We start from the raw sequence: 14,507 nt of genomic DNA, 5'->3' as shown, positions 1-14,507 counted from the left end.
AGCATGGCTAACATTTCATCAACATATTATCCACAGTCAGGAAAATTGATCGTACTTGGTGCAGGTGAAAGTGGTGTCGGTACTGCTATCTTGGCTAAACAGAGGGGATTTGATGTTTTTGTTTCTGATAAAGGAACAATTGCTGAACATTATAAAACCCAGTTGGAGGAAGAGCAAATCGCTTATGAAGAAGGATTACACAGTGAAGAGCGGATCTTACAAGCGGATCTAGTGGTGAAAAGTCCTGGTATTCCTGAACATGCTCCTTTAGTTGTTGCATTGAAGTCCAGAGATATCCCAGTGATTGCAGAAATTGAATTTGCAGCACAATATACAGATGCAAAGTTGATCTGTATCACAGGTTCTAATGGTAAATCGACTACTACGATGTTGACTTATGAAATGCTGAAACATGCTGGTAAGCACGTAGGTCTGGCAGGGAATATTGGTAAAAGCTTTGCTTTACAGGTGGCACGTGAACAATTTGATGTTTATGTGCTCGAGATTTCAAGTTTTATGTTGGATGATATGTACCAATTTAGAGCTGATATTGCCGTGATTTTGAATATTACAGCTGATCATTTGGATCGCTATGATTATAAAGTGGAGAATTATGTGGATTCTAAATTTAGAATGATTCAAAATCAAACAAAAGATGATTATTTCATCTATTGTCTTGATGATCCACAAACAATGGAAGGTTTGAAGAGACATTCAACTCCAGCGATACACTTGCCTTTTACACAGGAACAAAAAGTGGAATTTGGAGCTTATTTGACTTCAATTAAAGATATTATAATTAACATACCTAATAGCGATACATTTACTATGAGAACGGAAGAGTTGTCTTTGACAGGGAAACACAATGTGTACAACAATATGGCTTCTGGCCTAATTGCTAAGGTTCAAGAGTTGAGAAATCAAGCTATGAAGGAAAGTATGGGCTCTTATGTGAATATTGCACATCGCTTGGAGCAGGTGGCTTGTATCGGTGGGGTTAATTATATCAACGATTCTAAGGCTACCAATGTCAATTCGGTATGGTATGCGCTGGAAAGTGTATCAACACCTATTATTTTAATGTTAGGTGGTGTCGATAAAGGTAATGATTATGACATGTTACGTGATTTAGTGAAATCTAAAGTACGTGCTATTGTGTGTATCGGAAAAGATAATACAGCTATACACGCGGCTTTTGAGGAGGATACAGAATTGATCGTAAACAGTTCTTCGATGAAAGATGCTGTGCAATTGGCCTCTCATCTGGCTCAAAAGGGAGATACGGTATTGTTGTCTCCAGCTTGTGCAAGTTTTGATTGGTTTAAAAATTACGAAGATCGCGGTGATAAATTTAAAGCTGCAGTGATGGAGTTGTAGTGGGTATAGGTTTTTAAATCTAAAGTGATTAATTATGGTAGAGCATCTACTTTCTAAATTAAAAGGCGACCGATGGATATGGATTATTGTGATCCTACTCTCGGGCTGGTCTTTGTTGGCCGTCTACAGTTCTGTAGGTACGCTGGCATATAAAGAAGGAAAGGGGACAGAATTGTATTTGTTCAAGCACTTCTCTTTAATTGCTGTTGGTTTTGTGTTGATGTATTTATCCCATAAACTGGATTATCGTTATTATGCGGGCATTTCCAAATTATTAATGGCGATTACAATTCCATTGTTATTGTATACTTTGATCTTTGGAAGTAAAGTGAACGATGCAAGTCGGTGGGTTACCATACCGGTGATCAATCAGACTTTTCAAACTTCGGATTTGGCGAAGTTGGCGCTGATCACGTTTTTGGCTCGTATGCTATCAAGAAAGCAAGAGGAAATTAAAGATGTTAAAAAGTCTTTTATTCCAATAATGGGAGCTGTTTGTGGTGTGTTTGTTTTAATTGCATGGGCAAATATGTCTACGGCAATTATGCTGTTTGGGGTATGTGTGCTCCTGCTTTTGATTGGACGTATCAGCTTTAAGCAAATTGCTATTGTATCTGCAGGAGTCGTATTGTTAGGCATTATCGTCGTTTCGGTAGGTCCTAGACGTGCAACATATTACAGTCGTGTTAAATCTTTTATCGGGGTTGAAAAAGAAAAACAGGAGGGAATGCCTGTTTCATTTCAAGATGATAAAAACTATCAAGCTAATAATGCAAAGATAGCAATTGCAACAGGTGGTGTATTTGGTAAGGGGCCTGGTAATAGTATTCAGAGAAATGTATTGCCGCACCCGTATTCCGATTTTATATTTGCCATCATCATTGAGGAGTATGGAACGATTGGGGGAGTGGTCTTGATTTTTCTTTATTTGGCTTTAATGTATCGCTGTATTCGTATAGTCACATTAAGTCCAAAAGCATTCGGTGCTTTTTTGGCGGCTGGACTGGGATTTAGTTTGACCATTCAGGCATTTGCCAATATGGCTGTGGCCGTGGGCTTGGGTCCGGTAACCGGGGTTCCGCTTCCGTTAGTAAGTATGGGTGGAACGTCTATTTTATTTACAAGTATCGCTCTGGGTATTATCTTGAGTGTAAGTAGAAATATTGAAGAATTAAAAGGTAAACAGGAATTGGATGAGCGACCGAAAGAGAAAAGAGTGGTCGTGGGTACAATTTCTGCGTAAAAATAAATAAGAAATGGCTATACGTGTGATCATAAGTGGAGGTGGTACTGGTGGACATATTTTTCCAGCAGTGGCAATTGCTAATGCACTAAAAGCATTGGATCCTCAAAACGAAATTCTTTTCGTTGGAGCTAATGGTCGTATGGAAATGGAAAAAGTACCGGCTGCGGGATATCAAATCGTGGGACTAGATATTCAAGGGATCAATAGAAAAGAGTTTTGGAAAAATATTTTTTTACCATTCAAGCTTTTTAAAAGCATGAACAAGGCTCGTAAAATTGTCCGTGAGTTTAAACCTGATGTGGCTGTTGGTGTTGGGGGTTTTGCTTCTGGACCTTTATTGATGGTGGCCAACCGCTTGGGTATACCGACTCTGGTGCAAGAACAAAATTCTTATGCCGGGGTGACTAATAAGCGATTGGGAAATAAGGCTGCTAAGATTTGTGTTGCTTATGAAGGGATGGAACAATTCTTTCCAGAAGAGAAATTATTGTTAACAGGTAATCCTATTCGTCGTGCTTCTATTGAGATTGAAGGTAAGCGTGAGGAAGCTTTGGCTTTTTTTGGATTAGATGCTAATAAAAAGACGATTTTAGTGACGGGTGGTAGCTTAGGGGCGCGTACTTTAAATGAAAGTGTCATGGCGTCTTTGGAGAAATTGGACCACGCTAATATTCAGGTAATATGGCAATGTGGAAGTTATTATTTTGATCAGCTGAGTCAAGAGCTGAAAGATAAACTTTCTGGTCGCATCCATATGCTTGCTTTCTTACAGCGAATGGACTATGCTTATGCTGCTGCTGATATCATAATTGCTAGGGCAGGTGCTGGTACCATTTCAGAATTGTGTGTGGTAGGCAAACCGGTGGTGTTGGTTCCTTCGCCAAATGTCGCGGAAGATCACCAAACAAAAAATGCAATGGCATTGGTACATAAACAAGCGGCAGTATTGGTAAAGGATAATGAGGCGAAAGCAACTCTGTTTGATACAGCTATCGCTTTATTAAATAAGGAGTCTGAGTCACATATTTTGGCTCGAAATATAAAGAAATTAGCGCTTCTTGATGCGGATGTTGTCATCGCGAAAGAAGTTATAAAATTGGCAAATAAAAGGTAGAAATAATGAAAATTGACGCAATCAAACAGGTGTATCTTATTGGGGTCGGTGGAATTGGAATGAGTGGGCTTGCTCGTTATTTTGCTCATTTAGGATGTGTGGTAAAAGGATATGATCGTACGGAGACTGAATTGACTAAAACATTGGTGTCTGAAGGTATTGCTATTTCATATGTTGATGAAATCGATACTATAGATCCGATTTTCAATGCTCCGGATGATGCTACATTAATCATTTTTACACCTGCTATACCAAAAGATTCGAAGATTAAACATTATTTAGAGCAAGTAGGCCATACCTTACATAAAAGGTCTGAAGTTTTAGGTATCATTAGTGAAAGTCGGTTTACAATTGGTGTGGCTGGTACACATGGTAAAACTACGACTTCAACGATGGTCGCTCATATTTTAAAAGATAGTGGTTTTGACTGTTCTGCTTTTTTAGGTGGAATCAGTTCTAATTACGATACTAACGTGTTATATGGTAATAATGATGTTGTCGTAGTCGAAGCTGATGAATATGATCGTTCATTTTTGACCTTACATCCTAATATTGCAATTGTGACTTCAGCTGATGCTGATCATCTGGATATTTATGGTGATGCGGGTCAACTGTTGGCGACTTTCCAAATGTATTTGGATCGAGTTGTTGAGGGCGGCACGCGTATTGTGAAGAAGGGATTACCTTTTGACAGTCAAATCGCATATTCTGGACATGATGTGGCAGATGTATATGCTTCCAATGTACATGTTCGAGATGGCGAGTTTTACTTTGATTATATTTCAGCAGATTCAAAGATTGAGCATATTCATTTGGGCATACCTGGCACACATAATGTTGAAAATGCTGTGGCGGCAATAACTGCTGCTCGTATTTTGGGTATTGCAGATGATAAAATAAAATTAGCCTTAGCTAATTTTAAGGGCGTTAAAAGGCGTTTCGAATATATCGTAAGAACTCCGTCTGCTATTTATGTAGATGATTATGCACATCATCCGGAGGAATTGCGTGCTTTTTTGAGTTCTATGCGAAAATTATATCCGAATAAAAAGTTAACAGTTGTATTTCAGCCACATCTCTTCACCAGAACACGTGATTTTATAGATGGATTTGCAGAAGTGCTATCTATGGCCGATCGTTTGCTGTTGATGGAGATCTATCCTGCACGCGAATTGCCTATTGAAGGTGTAAATTCGTCTTGGTTGTTGAGTAAGATTACAGCGCCAGAAAAAGCTGTTGTTACGCCACAACAGGTATTGGAAATTGCTCAAAACGAAAAACTGGAATTGTTGGTCACGGTCGGTGCAGGGGATATTGATAAGTTAGTAAAACCATTGAAGGAAATTTTAGTAAATGCTTAAATATTTACACAACATACGATGGAATCGCGTCTTATATTTATCACTCTTTTTTCTTGGAGTGATAGCTGTAATCATTGTGATGTCATTGGTCAACCGTAAGGATGAGCAACAGGTCTGTCGTGAGGTGAATATTTTTATAGAGGGAAAGGAAGCTTTTATAGACCAGGGTGATATTTCGGCACTTATTAGCAAAAATTATGGAAATATTATCGGGAAGCGATTACTTGATATTCCTTTAGAAAAAATTGAAAAAACATTGAAAAAATTGCCTTACGTATCTAAGGCAAGTGTGCATTTGGATATGGATGGTATTATCGCCATCAATATTGCACAACGTGAGGTGGTGATGCGTGTCATTAATAAAAATGGTCGAGAATATTATATCGACTTAAATGGATTGAAGGTACCGACTACTTTAAAGTATGTGCCACATGTAATGATTGCGACGGGTAATATTGAAGAAGGATATAAAAATCCCTTGGATTCGGTCAACACTTCTTTAGTGAAAGATCTGTTTCGCGTGACGCAGTTTATTGAAAATGATGAATTATGGAGCAATCAGGTTGTTCAGGTATTTGTCAATAATGATAAAGATATTGAATTGGTTCCGCGTGTCGGCAATCAGCAGCTTATTATAGGCACTGCGGATTCGTTGGAACAAAAATTTAGTTTGTTAAGAACATTTTATAAAGAAATCATCCCTAAAGTTGGGGTTGATGCTTACAATAAAGTAAATGTAAAATATGCAGGTCAAATCATTTGTGAAAAGCGTGGTGTTTGGACATTTGATGATTTGCATCATCCAGAGAAGAAAATAAAGAATAACACATTATAGTATACAGCATCAATACAGAATATTATGAACCCAAAATCAGCAGAAATCGAAAGAGAGAACCCAATTATTGTGGGTCTCGATATTGGTACAACCAAGATTTGCGTTACCGTGGGAAGACGGAGCGGCGGAAATAAAATAGAACTTTTAGGAGTTGGTAAAGCAGACTCGGCAGGAGTAAGCCGAGGCGTAGTTGCTAACATTCAAAAAACGGTAAGCAGCATTCTTGAGGCGGTTGAAATAGCCGAAAATCAATCGAATGTGGATATCAAGGTGGTGAATGTTGGTATTGCTGGTCAACATATTAAAAGTATTCAACATCGTGGTATTTTTACCAAGACTGATAGCGATGATGAAGTGACAAGAAGAGATATTGAACGTCTTATTTCAGATATGTATAAATTGGTGTTGCCTCCTGGAGAAGAAATTATCCACGTGTTGCCACAAGAATTTACTATTGATAATGAGCCGGGTATTCGGGAGCCTATTGGTATGGCTGGTCGTCGTATCGAAGCGAATTTTCATATTATTTCGGGTCGTGTTACGGATATCCGAAATATCAAAAGATGTATTGATAATTCAAATTTGGAAGTTTCAGAATTGATTCTTGAACCTTTGGCATCATCTGAAGCTGTATTGGATGATGACGAAAAAAATGCTGGTGTTGTTTTAGTTGATATTGGTGGAGGTACTACGGATGTAGCTATTTTCCATGAGGGAATCATTCGTCATACTGCTGTAATTCCGTTGGGGGGAAATATAGTGACGGAAGATATTCGTCAAGGTTGTTCTGTATTGAGAAGTCAAGCTGAATTATTAAAAACACGATTTGGATCGGCATTGGCTGATGAAAATAAAGAAAATGAGGTGATTTGTGTTCCCGGCTTAAAAGGTCGTGAGCCGAAAGAGATCTCTGTAAAAAATCTTGCATACATTATTCAAGCACGTATGGAAGAGATCATCGAACATGTGTATTATGAAATCAAATCTTCAGGATATGAAAATAAACTGATCGGTGGTATCGTTATTACTGGTGGAGGTGCACAATTAAAACATCTGGTGCAGCTTGTCGAATACATTACGGGTATCGATTGCCGTATTGGTTTTCCAAATGAATACCTCGCGAAAAATGAAGTCCTGCCGAAAGCTTTGTATGAAGAATTGAAAAGCCCATTGTATGCAACCAGTATTGGTTTGTTGATGAAGGGTATTCAGGCGCACGAGGATGAAGTGGAAACAAGAAGAGCACCTAAGGTTGTCAAAAAAGATGTCGAGTCTGTTAAAGAGGTCGGTGAGCAGCAACAAAAGGAGCATGGTTTATTAACGTGGTTTAAAAAATTAATGAAGGATGGCAATGAAATTGATGATGCCACTTTCTTGGATAAAAAATAGTTTTCAACACTTTAGGTTTTTTTCCACATTTTAAACATTTGTGGAAAAAAATTGTTGAAAATATGTTATTATTACATTACGAATATTGAGTTTAGGTGAAGTTTGTACTGAAGTCATTATGAGTTAAATAGGGATAAGATATGTCAATACAGTTTGAAATGTTAAAAGAACAATCATCAATAATTAAGGTTATTGGGGTTGGTGGTGGTGGCGGTAATGCTGTTAACCACATGTATAAGCAAGGAATTAGTGGAGTAGATTTCATCGTGTGTAATACCGATGCTCAAGCTTTGGAATTAAGTCCAATACCTAATAAAGTACAATTGGGTATGAGTTTGACAGAAGGTATGGGTGCCGGTGCAGATCCTGATGTGGGTGAAAATTCAGCTATCGAAAGTATTGACGATATCAAACGTATGTTGGGTACCAACACAAAGATGCTTTTTATTACCGCTGGTATGGGTGGTGGTACGGGTACTGGTGCAAGTCCTGTATTAGCAAAAGCTGCTAAGGAATTGGGTATTTTGACTGTTGCGATTATTACTACTCCTTTTACTTTTGAAGGTAAACGACGCCGTTCTCAGGCTGAAGAAGGTTTGTCCGAACTACGGAAATATGTAGATTCGTATTTGGTAATCTCAAACGACCGTCTGAGAGAAATTTTTGGTAATTTAACAATGACTGCAGCTTTCGCAAAAGCTGATGATATATTAACAACTGCTGCAAAAGGTATCGCAGAGATTATTACTATTCCTGGTTATGTAAACGTCGATTTTAAAGATGTGCGTACTGTGATGAATGATAGTGGTGTCGCGATCATGGGTAATGCTGTTGCGGAAGGTGAAGACCGTGCCATCAAAGCGGTAGAAGGTGCGCTAGCTTCTCCATTGTTGAAAGATAATGAGATCGAAGGTGCGCGTTATATTTTATTGAATATTACTTCTGGTTTAAAAGAAGTAACGATGGATGAAGTAGCTATTATTACGGATTATATCCAAGAGAAAGCGGGTCTTTCTGCAGATCTAATCTGGGGTAACTGTATTGATGAGAACTTTGGTGAGGAATTATCGGTAACGATTATTGCTACAGGATTCCAGACTTCTGAGGAAAGAGATCTGGAACGTGAGAATACGAAAGTTACAATGCCTTTGACTGCAGCTGAACAAGTTGCATCATTTATAAAACCGGTGAACCAGTTCGTTCAAAAAGAGGTAAGCAACACACCTTTAGTAAATCCTGTTCAAACTAATACAGAGAATTTTTCTGCACCTACGACGACAAACGATTTATTTTCAACACCTAAAAACGTTGTTCAACAACAAGCTCAAGTTAAGGTAGAAGAAAATGCGATTATTCGCCATGAATTGAATTTTGAAGAAGTAGTGGAAGAGGAATCATTGTCTATGCAAAAGGGGAATGATTTTCAATTAAAAACATCTCCTTCAGTATTTCAATTTCAAATGCCAACAGTATTTGATGAGTATGCTACAGGTTCTGTTTCTGCTCAAGAAGAACAAAATAGTAATTTTTCAGCTTCAGTGAATAACAAGGCAGAAATTGAGCAAGTAGAAGAAGAGCAAGTTTCTTTTGAAGATCAGTTGGTGCGTACTAAAGAGCGTATCTTGAGATTAAAAGAATTGAGTATGAAATTGAAATCTTCAAATGGACTTCAAGAATTAGAGAATGAGCCTGCTTATAAAAGAAAGCAGATGTCATTAGATGATACGCCGCATTCTTCTCAATCTCAGGTTTCTAGATTTACCCTGTCATTTGAAGACGGAAATACAGAGATTAGACCCAATAATTCTTTTTTACATGATAATGTAGATTAGTTTATTTTTGAATAAATTATAATAAAAGCTATCTCGTATGAGGTAGCTTTTTTTGTATCTTTAATTTTTAACCATTTATATTGAATGTCATCATATTTATGAATATACACATGACAATAAGCTGTGAAAAATGAGCTTATATACCTGTTTATTCCATATGACAGAAAATTAAATCGTATATATATGAATCATAAAATGAATAATCCAATATGGGTAATGAGTTCTGCTTTTGATAAGCTGGAATTACCAAATTTAATAGATAAAACAAAGGATATAGGTGCTTCTGGCATTGATTTATGCGTGTTTAGAAAAGATGGTACTCGAAAAGATCATACTGCAACACATTTAGATTATGAAGGTTTTTCTCGTGAAGACGCAAAAAGCACTTTAGAACTTTTCAATCAGTCGCAACTACAGTTATCTCTGGGTGCTTTTGAAAATATGATTGGTGGAGAAGAGGGGGAACGTATTAAAAATCAAAACCATTTATTAAAACTAATCCGGATTGCTCATTTATTGGGGGGCGATGCGAATAATGTTAAAGTCGGAACTTTTGTTGGTTACAATCATGATCTTGGAAATCAGATTGATGGTTTTCAAAAAAATCTAGATGAATATAAGCGTGTTTTTGCTCCGATTATAAAATATGCTGAAGATCTGGGAGTGACAGTTCTGTATGAAAATTGTCCTATGGAAGGGTGGCGATCGTCTCGTTATACCAGTACTTATAATAATTTACCTGCTGTTTTAGCTGCTCGAAAATTGATGTACGAGATGATACCAAGTCGGGCTCATGGTGAAATCTATGATCCATCGCATGATGTCTGGCAGCATACTGATCCGGTTGCTGTGATAAACGCAATGGATATAGCACGCTTGCATCGCATACATGTAAAGACTACACGCAATTTAAATACGATAGCAAGAACAGATTGGGGTGGTATGTATCCAATGCAACATGTAGATACTGATCTTGCTAAGGCGGCTAATATCGCTATTCCAGCTCATGATTGGGATCGTCATCATTATGAGGCTATGCTGCCTGGTTTTGGAGGTTCGGATAGTATGGATTGGAGAGCATTGGTGGATACGTTAAAAAGTCGTTCTTTTTCTGGTGTATTTGAAATTGAAAATGAGGCTAAAAATTCGAAAGATACGGGTAGTATGGCCGCTATAATGCAAGGATTTAGTGCTTGTGTTCATTTCTTTGCTCCTATGCTGTGGGATCTGGATGAAAAGAATGGATATACCTATCGACAAGAAACAGAACTCATCACGCCAAGTGGCAAAGATATTCCTGTGGTAACGATTGATCAATTACGTTAACTTTTTAAATTCACTCTGCAGATTAGTTTGCAGAGTGAATTCTAAATATTTCAATGAGTTCTGGAATATTAGAGACATTTAATTTTTCAAATATCCGGCTCTTATATGTACTTACCGTCGATGGACTTAAATCTAATGTCGTCGAGACTTCAATTATTCCATGTCCTTGGATTAGATATTTAGCAACATCGACCTCCCGATTGGAAAGTCTTGAAAGGGGGTTCATGGTATTCAGCTTGGATTTGCTTTGTGTTAATTTTTTAACATATAAATCTTTTACTTCATCTGACATGTATTTGCCTCTTTCTCTTATTGTGAGTATGGCATTGCTCAATTCAGCCATTGCAGTACTTTTGTTAACAAATCCGGCAGCACCAGCTTCTATATAGCGGAGTGCATATAGTGATTCGTCATAAGAAGAAAATATTAAGATTTTTATAGATTCTTGTATTTCTAGTATTTCTTTTACTACTCTAATATTATTTCCACCAGGCATGTTAATGTCTAGTAAAAGTAAATCGAAAACTTCTTCTTGAAGTAATTTGAGCACTTCATTATAATCTTGGGCCTGCGTAATAACACATTCCGGCATACTTTCTTTTATAATAACAGATGCTCCTAATCGAACGATACTATGGTCGTCAGCAATTAATATTTTTTTCATGGGCGATGTTTAGGAAATATTACTATGCGAATATGTGGTGTTAAAAATAAATAAAAATACTGAAATACAGTTAATAAAATATTTGTAAATATAGCCAAAGATATAATTCTTTTCTGTTTATTTTATTCTATAATGCGATATGTCTTGATTGTTTTAGTGAAAAAACATGAGAAAAAAAGATGATTTTATGTCTATTTTAGCGAAATTAGCTTATATTTAGGTTAAAAATTACAACAGTAAACATTTTATTTTATGGGATTTTTGAAAGAGTTTAAAGAATTTGCTATGCGCGGTAGCGTAGTTGATTTAGCTGTCGGTGTTGTTATCGGTGGTGCATTTGGGAAAATTGTTACTTCTCTGGTGGATGATATCATTATGCCTCCAATTGGTTATTTAACGGGTGGTGTTGATTTTTCACAAATTAAATATGTTCTTAAAGCGGCTGACGAGGTGGCTAAGAAACCTGAAGTATCGATTAATCTAGGAAACTTTATTAATGTCGTCATTCAATTTCTTATTGTTGCATTCTGTATTTTCTTGGTCATTAAGGCTTTGAATTCTATGAAACGTAAAGAAGAGAAAGCTCCAGAAGTAGCGCCAGCTCCACCTAGAGAAGAAGTTCTTTTGACCGAAATCAGAGATTTACTTAAAAACAAGTAATCCCATATCAACATATACATAACAGATAAAGAAAACCTCTCTTTGTCTGTTTTTTTGTTGAATATTCCACTATTTTGGAGAAGTTGCAATTATTGTTTGTAATTCTCTAAAATATATTTTACTTTTGCATTCCTCTTTAGGGAGTTTTATTAATAGAATCAAAAATAATTTAGCATATTAAGCGTCATGAAAAGAACATTTCAGCCATCGCAAAGAAAAAGAAGAAACAAGCACGGATTCAGAGATCGTATGAGTTCTGCAAATGGTAGAAGAATTTTAGCTTCTCGTAGAGCAAAAGGTAGAAAACGCCTTACAGTTTCTGACGAAGGTCGTCACAAAGGTTAATATTTTTGCGTAGCTGGTGGCCAGGAGGCTCGTGTAGTAACGTGGCCTACTTTTCAGTCATCGATTATGATTAAAAATACATTTAAGAAAGAAGAACGTTTATGTAGTGTCAAGTTGATTGATGCATTGTTTCATAAAGGTTCTTCTTTTGTTTGTTATCCCTACCGTATCGTCTTCTATTCACCTTCAGAAGATAGTGGTCTCATTCTAGCAAATTCTTCAACACAAGTCATCTTATCGGTTTCTAAAAGACGATTCAAAAGAGCTGTTGATCGTAATCTGATGAAACGGCGAATGAAAGAATGTTATCGTTTGCAAAAAAATGATAGTTTACTTCCATTTTTAGAGCAGCATCAATTACCTTTGTTATTGACAATACAATATGTTGGTAAGGGCTTGTTAGCGTATGATTTTTTGTATAGTCACATGGGAAAAGCTTTGTTAAAACTACAGAATGAATGTTCTAAATTATATTTGGCAAAAGATAATTAAGCGGTTCTTTAGTCTGCTGTTTTTAGCCCTTATTCGATTTTATCAACTTTTTATCTCCCCTTTTTTAGGCGCCAATTGTCGGTATACACCTACGTGTTCACAATATGGGTATCAAGCCATACAAAAATATGGGCCATTTAAAGGTGGATGGTTAGCAATTAAACGTATTTTGAGTTGTAATCCCTGGGGTGGGCATGGTCATGATCCTGTTCCTTAATTTTTTTTCTATAATTATGTGCATTTATATTTTACAAATCGAAACTTCAACTTCTGTATGTTCAGTAGCTCTTGTTGAATCTGGGCAGGTTCGCCAGCACGAAAGTGTAGATGAACCTCATGTTCACGCTTCTCGACTAACGATTCTTATTCAAACATTATTGGATCGAGAAAATATAGGTTTTGGCGATTTGTCTGCAATCGCAGTAAGTATGGGGCCGGGATCTTATACGGGGCTAAGAATCGGTGTTTCTACTGCAAAAGGTCTATGCTACGCTTTAGATATTCCGCTGATCGCTGTCAATACACTGACGGGCATCTATACAGGTTTTCGCGCCAGTCAGGCACAATTGCTACCTTATGACCTGTATATCCCGATGCTGGATGCGAGACGAATGGAAGTTTATTCTATATTTTTTGATCACCTGGGAAAGGTGCTAGTTGATACGCAGGCTTTGATCATTGATACAACTAGTTTTGATCAATACTTGAGTCATTATGATCGAATATGCCTCTTTGGCCCTGGTGCAGATAAACTGGAATCTTCTTTTTCCGATGTGTATGGCGTTGATGTCATTGCGGGTATTCAGACAAATGCTGTTGATATCAGTCAAATTGCATTTGAAAAATACCAGGCTGGTGAATTTGAAGATGTAGCTTATTTTGAGCCTTATTATTTAAAAGATTTTGTGGCAACTACGCCTAAGAAAAAGGTTGGGTTATAGCCAACCTTTTCTTTTGAACCAATAGTAAATCGCTAAGGAAATGCCCAACATAATAGCGATTGCTAATGGATATCCATAGTACCATTCTAATTCGGGCATGTTTTTAAAGTTCATCCCATATACGCCGGCTACAAAAGTAATGGGCATAAAAAATACGGAGAAAATGGTCAATATACGCATGATCTCATTGGTATGGTTGGATGAGATGTTAAAGTATATGTTGAGTAGCTGACTTGTATTTTCCGAAAGATTGTCATACAGCGTATTGGTTCTTAAAAATAGGTCTTTTAAATCTCTGCTATACACATTTCTTTTTTGATTGGCGTGAAAATGTTCTACAATCTCTTTGTATAGAATGATGACCTTTCTGACCACATCAATCTGCCTCTTGATGAAATAGACATGTTTGAGTACTAATTTTTTCTGACGTGCAAGGAATACGCTTTCTTCGTATTCGTCAAGTTTGGTGGATATTTTTGGTAATATTTTTTCAAACGTTGCTAGAGCTGCTGTCGTGATGTGATTGGCTAAATGCTTGGTGTCGCTCAGTTTGGTTGATCTAAAATCAAGCAATTTCATCTTGTGAATAAAATCTACATTTTTTTTATGAAGGGTGATGACAAAGTCTGCACCATAAAAAATAGTAAGACGGTCTGTTATCTCACCAATATTATCCGAATTATCTTTAAATGTTGATGATACCATCCGTAATATGATAAAGGTATAATTATCAAATTCTTCTATTTTGGGTAGATGTTCTGGCTCTAATGAATCTTTAATCGATGCTTGATTGAGCTTGTATTTTTCTTTCAAGGTTTCGAGATCGGTCACACTTGGTTCGAACACATCGATCCATTCATAATTCGCCTGCTCTTTACTTACTATGGTGGATATCATATTATGGAATCGGATTAAGATGTTAAGA

General features: G+C 36.9%; 15 protein-coding genes. 13 read left to right on the top strand and 2 right to left on the bottom strand.

Annotation, left to right across the window (positions count from 1 at the left end; translation table 11 throughout):
• Positions 1-3 precede the first annotated feature (3 nt).
• The 8 genes from murD (at position 4) to MUB18_RS00645 (ending at position 10,480) form a co-directional block, all read left to right on the top strand.
• Positions 4-1,377, top strand: coding sequence for a UDP-N-acetylmuramoyl-L-alanine--D-glutamate ligase (murD, locus tag MUB18_RS00680; protein ID WP_248754697.1), 1,374 nt, complete (start codon positions 4-6; stop codon positions 1,375-1,377).
• A gap of 34 nt (positions 1,378-1,411) precedes the next feature.
• Positions 1,412-2,620, top strand: a complete 1,209-nt coding sequence (locus MUB18_RS00675; protein ID WP_045753161.1) for an FtsW/RodA/SpoVE family cell cycle protein — start codon at positions 1,412-1,414, stop codon at positions 2,618-2,620.
• Positions 2,621-2,633: 13 nt separating this feature from the next.
• The gene (murG, locus tag MUB18_RS00670) at positions 2,634-3,737 is read left to right on the top strand and encodes an undecaprenyldiphospho-muramoylpentapeptide beta-N-acetylglucosaminyltransferase (RefSeq protein ID WP_045753162.1); all 1,104 of its coding nucleotides are present in this window, start codon (positions 2,634-2,636) and stop codon (positions 3,735-3,737) included.
• A 5-nt stretch (positions 3,738-3,742) separates the two neighbouring features.
• On the top strand, positions 3,743-5,098 hold the full coding sequence (murC, locus tag MUB18_RS00665) for a UDP-N-acetylmuramate--L-alanine ligase (RefSeq protein ID WP_248754696.1): 1,356 nt from the start codon (positions 3,743-3,745) through the stop codon (positions 5,096-5,098).
• Positions 5,091-5,933, top strand: a complete 843-nt coding sequence (locus tag MUB18_RS00660; RefSeq protein WP_248754695.1) for a cell division protein FtsQ/DivIB — start codon at positions 5,091-5,093, stop codon at positions 5,931-5,933. The genes murC and MUB18_RS00660 overlap by 8 nt, the downstream gene beginning before the upstream one ends.
• A 24-nt stretch (positions 5,934-5,957) precedes the next feature.
• Positions 5,958-7,322 (top strand): cell division protein FtsA, encoded by a 1,365-nt coding sequence (gene ftsA / locus MUB18_RS00655; RefSeq protein WP_045753165.1) that lies wholly within the window; start codon positions 5,958-5,960, stop codon positions 7,320-7,322.
• A 140-nt stretch (positions 7,323-7,462) separates the two neighbouring features.
• Positions 7,463-9,154, top strand: coding sequence for a cell division protein FtsZ (ftsZ, locus tag MUB18_RS00650; protein WP_248754694.1), 1,692 nt, complete (start codon positions 7,463-7,465; stop codon positions 9,152-9,154).
• A gap of 183 nt (positions 9,155-9,337) precedes the next feature.
• On the top strand, positions 9,338-10,480 hold the full coding sequence (locus MUB18_RS00645; protein ID WP_248754693.1) for a sugar phosphate isomerase/epimerase family protein: 1,143 nt from the start codon (positions 9,338-9,340) through the stop codon (positions 10,478-10,480).
• 22 nt (positions 10,481-10,502) lie between these two features.
• Here the strand turns inward: MUB18_RS00645 and MUB18_RS00640 are convergent, their stop codons facing one another.
• A complete protein-coding gene (locus tag MUB18_RS00640; protein WP_045753168.1) occupies positions 10,503-11,144 on the bottom strand; it encodes a response regulator transcription factor in 642 nt (213 codons plus the stop codon).
• Between the two features lie 252 nt (positions 11,145-11,396).
• Here MUB18_RS00640 and mscL point away from each other — a divergent pair, with 252 nt between their 5' ends.
• The 5 genes from mscL to tsaB all read left to right on the top strand — a co-directional run bounded on the left by mscL (position 11,397) and on the right by tsaB (position 13,582).
• Positions 11,397-11,804 carry a large-conductance mechanosensitive channel protein MscL gene (gene mscL, locus MUB18_RS00635; protein ID WP_045753169.1) on the top strand — a complete coding sequence of 136 codons (408 nt, stop codon included), beginning with the start codon at positions 11,397-11,399 and terminating at the stop codon, positions 11,802-11,804.
• A 186-nt stretch (positions 11,805-11,990) separates the two neighbouring features.
• Positions 11,991-12,149 carry a 50S ribosomal protein L34 gene (rpmH, locus tag MUB18_RS00630; protein ID WP_045753170.1) on the top strand — a complete coding sequence of 53 codons (159 nt, stop codon included), beginning with the start codon at positions 11,991-11,993 and terminating at the stop codon, positions 12,147-12,149.
• A 66-nt stretch (positions 12,150-12,215) separates the two neighbouring features.
• The gene (locus tag MUB18_RS00625) at positions 12,216-12,641 is read left to right on the top strand and encodes a ribonuclease P protein component (RefSeq protein ID WP_045753171.1); all 426 of its coding nucleotides are present in this window, start codon (positions 12,216-12,218) and stop codon (positions 12,639-12,641) included.
• Positions 12,604-12,858 carry a membrane protein insertion efficiency factor YidD gene (yidD, locus tag MUB18_RS00620; RefSeq protein ID WP_045753172.1) on the top strand — a complete coding sequence of 85 codons (255 nt, stop codon included), beginning with the start codon at positions 12,604-12,606 and terminating at the stop codon, positions 12,856-12,858. Before MUB18_RS00625 ends, yidD begins: the two co-directional genes overlap by 38 nt.
• A gap of 16 nt (positions 12,859-12,874) precedes the next feature.
• Complete coding sequence (tsaB, locus tag MUB18_RS00615; protein WP_248754692.1) at positions 12,875-13,582, top strand: tRNA (adenosine(37)-N6)-threonylcarbamoyltransferase complex dimerization subunit type 1 TsaB; 708 nt, start codon at positions 12,875-12,877, stop codon at positions 13,580-13,582.
• Here the strand turns inward: tsaB and MUB18_RS00610 are convergent.
• Entirely contained in the window at positions 13,577-14,479 is a 903-nt protein-coding gene (locus MUB18_RS00610; RefSeq protein ID WP_045753174.1) for a CorA family divalent cation transporter, read from the bottom strand. The genes tsaB and MUB18_RS00610 overlap by 6 nt on opposite strands.
• Positions 14,480-14,507: the final 28 nt, after the last annotated feature.

This window comes from Sphingobacterium sp. PCS056 (assembly GCF_023273895.1).
Lineage (GTDB): Bacteria > Bacteroidota > Bacteroidia > Sphingobacteriales > Sphingobacteriaceae > Sphingobacterium.
Note: the sequence above shows the minus strand (reverse complement) of the source record. Positions and strands in the feature narration are given on the sequence as shown.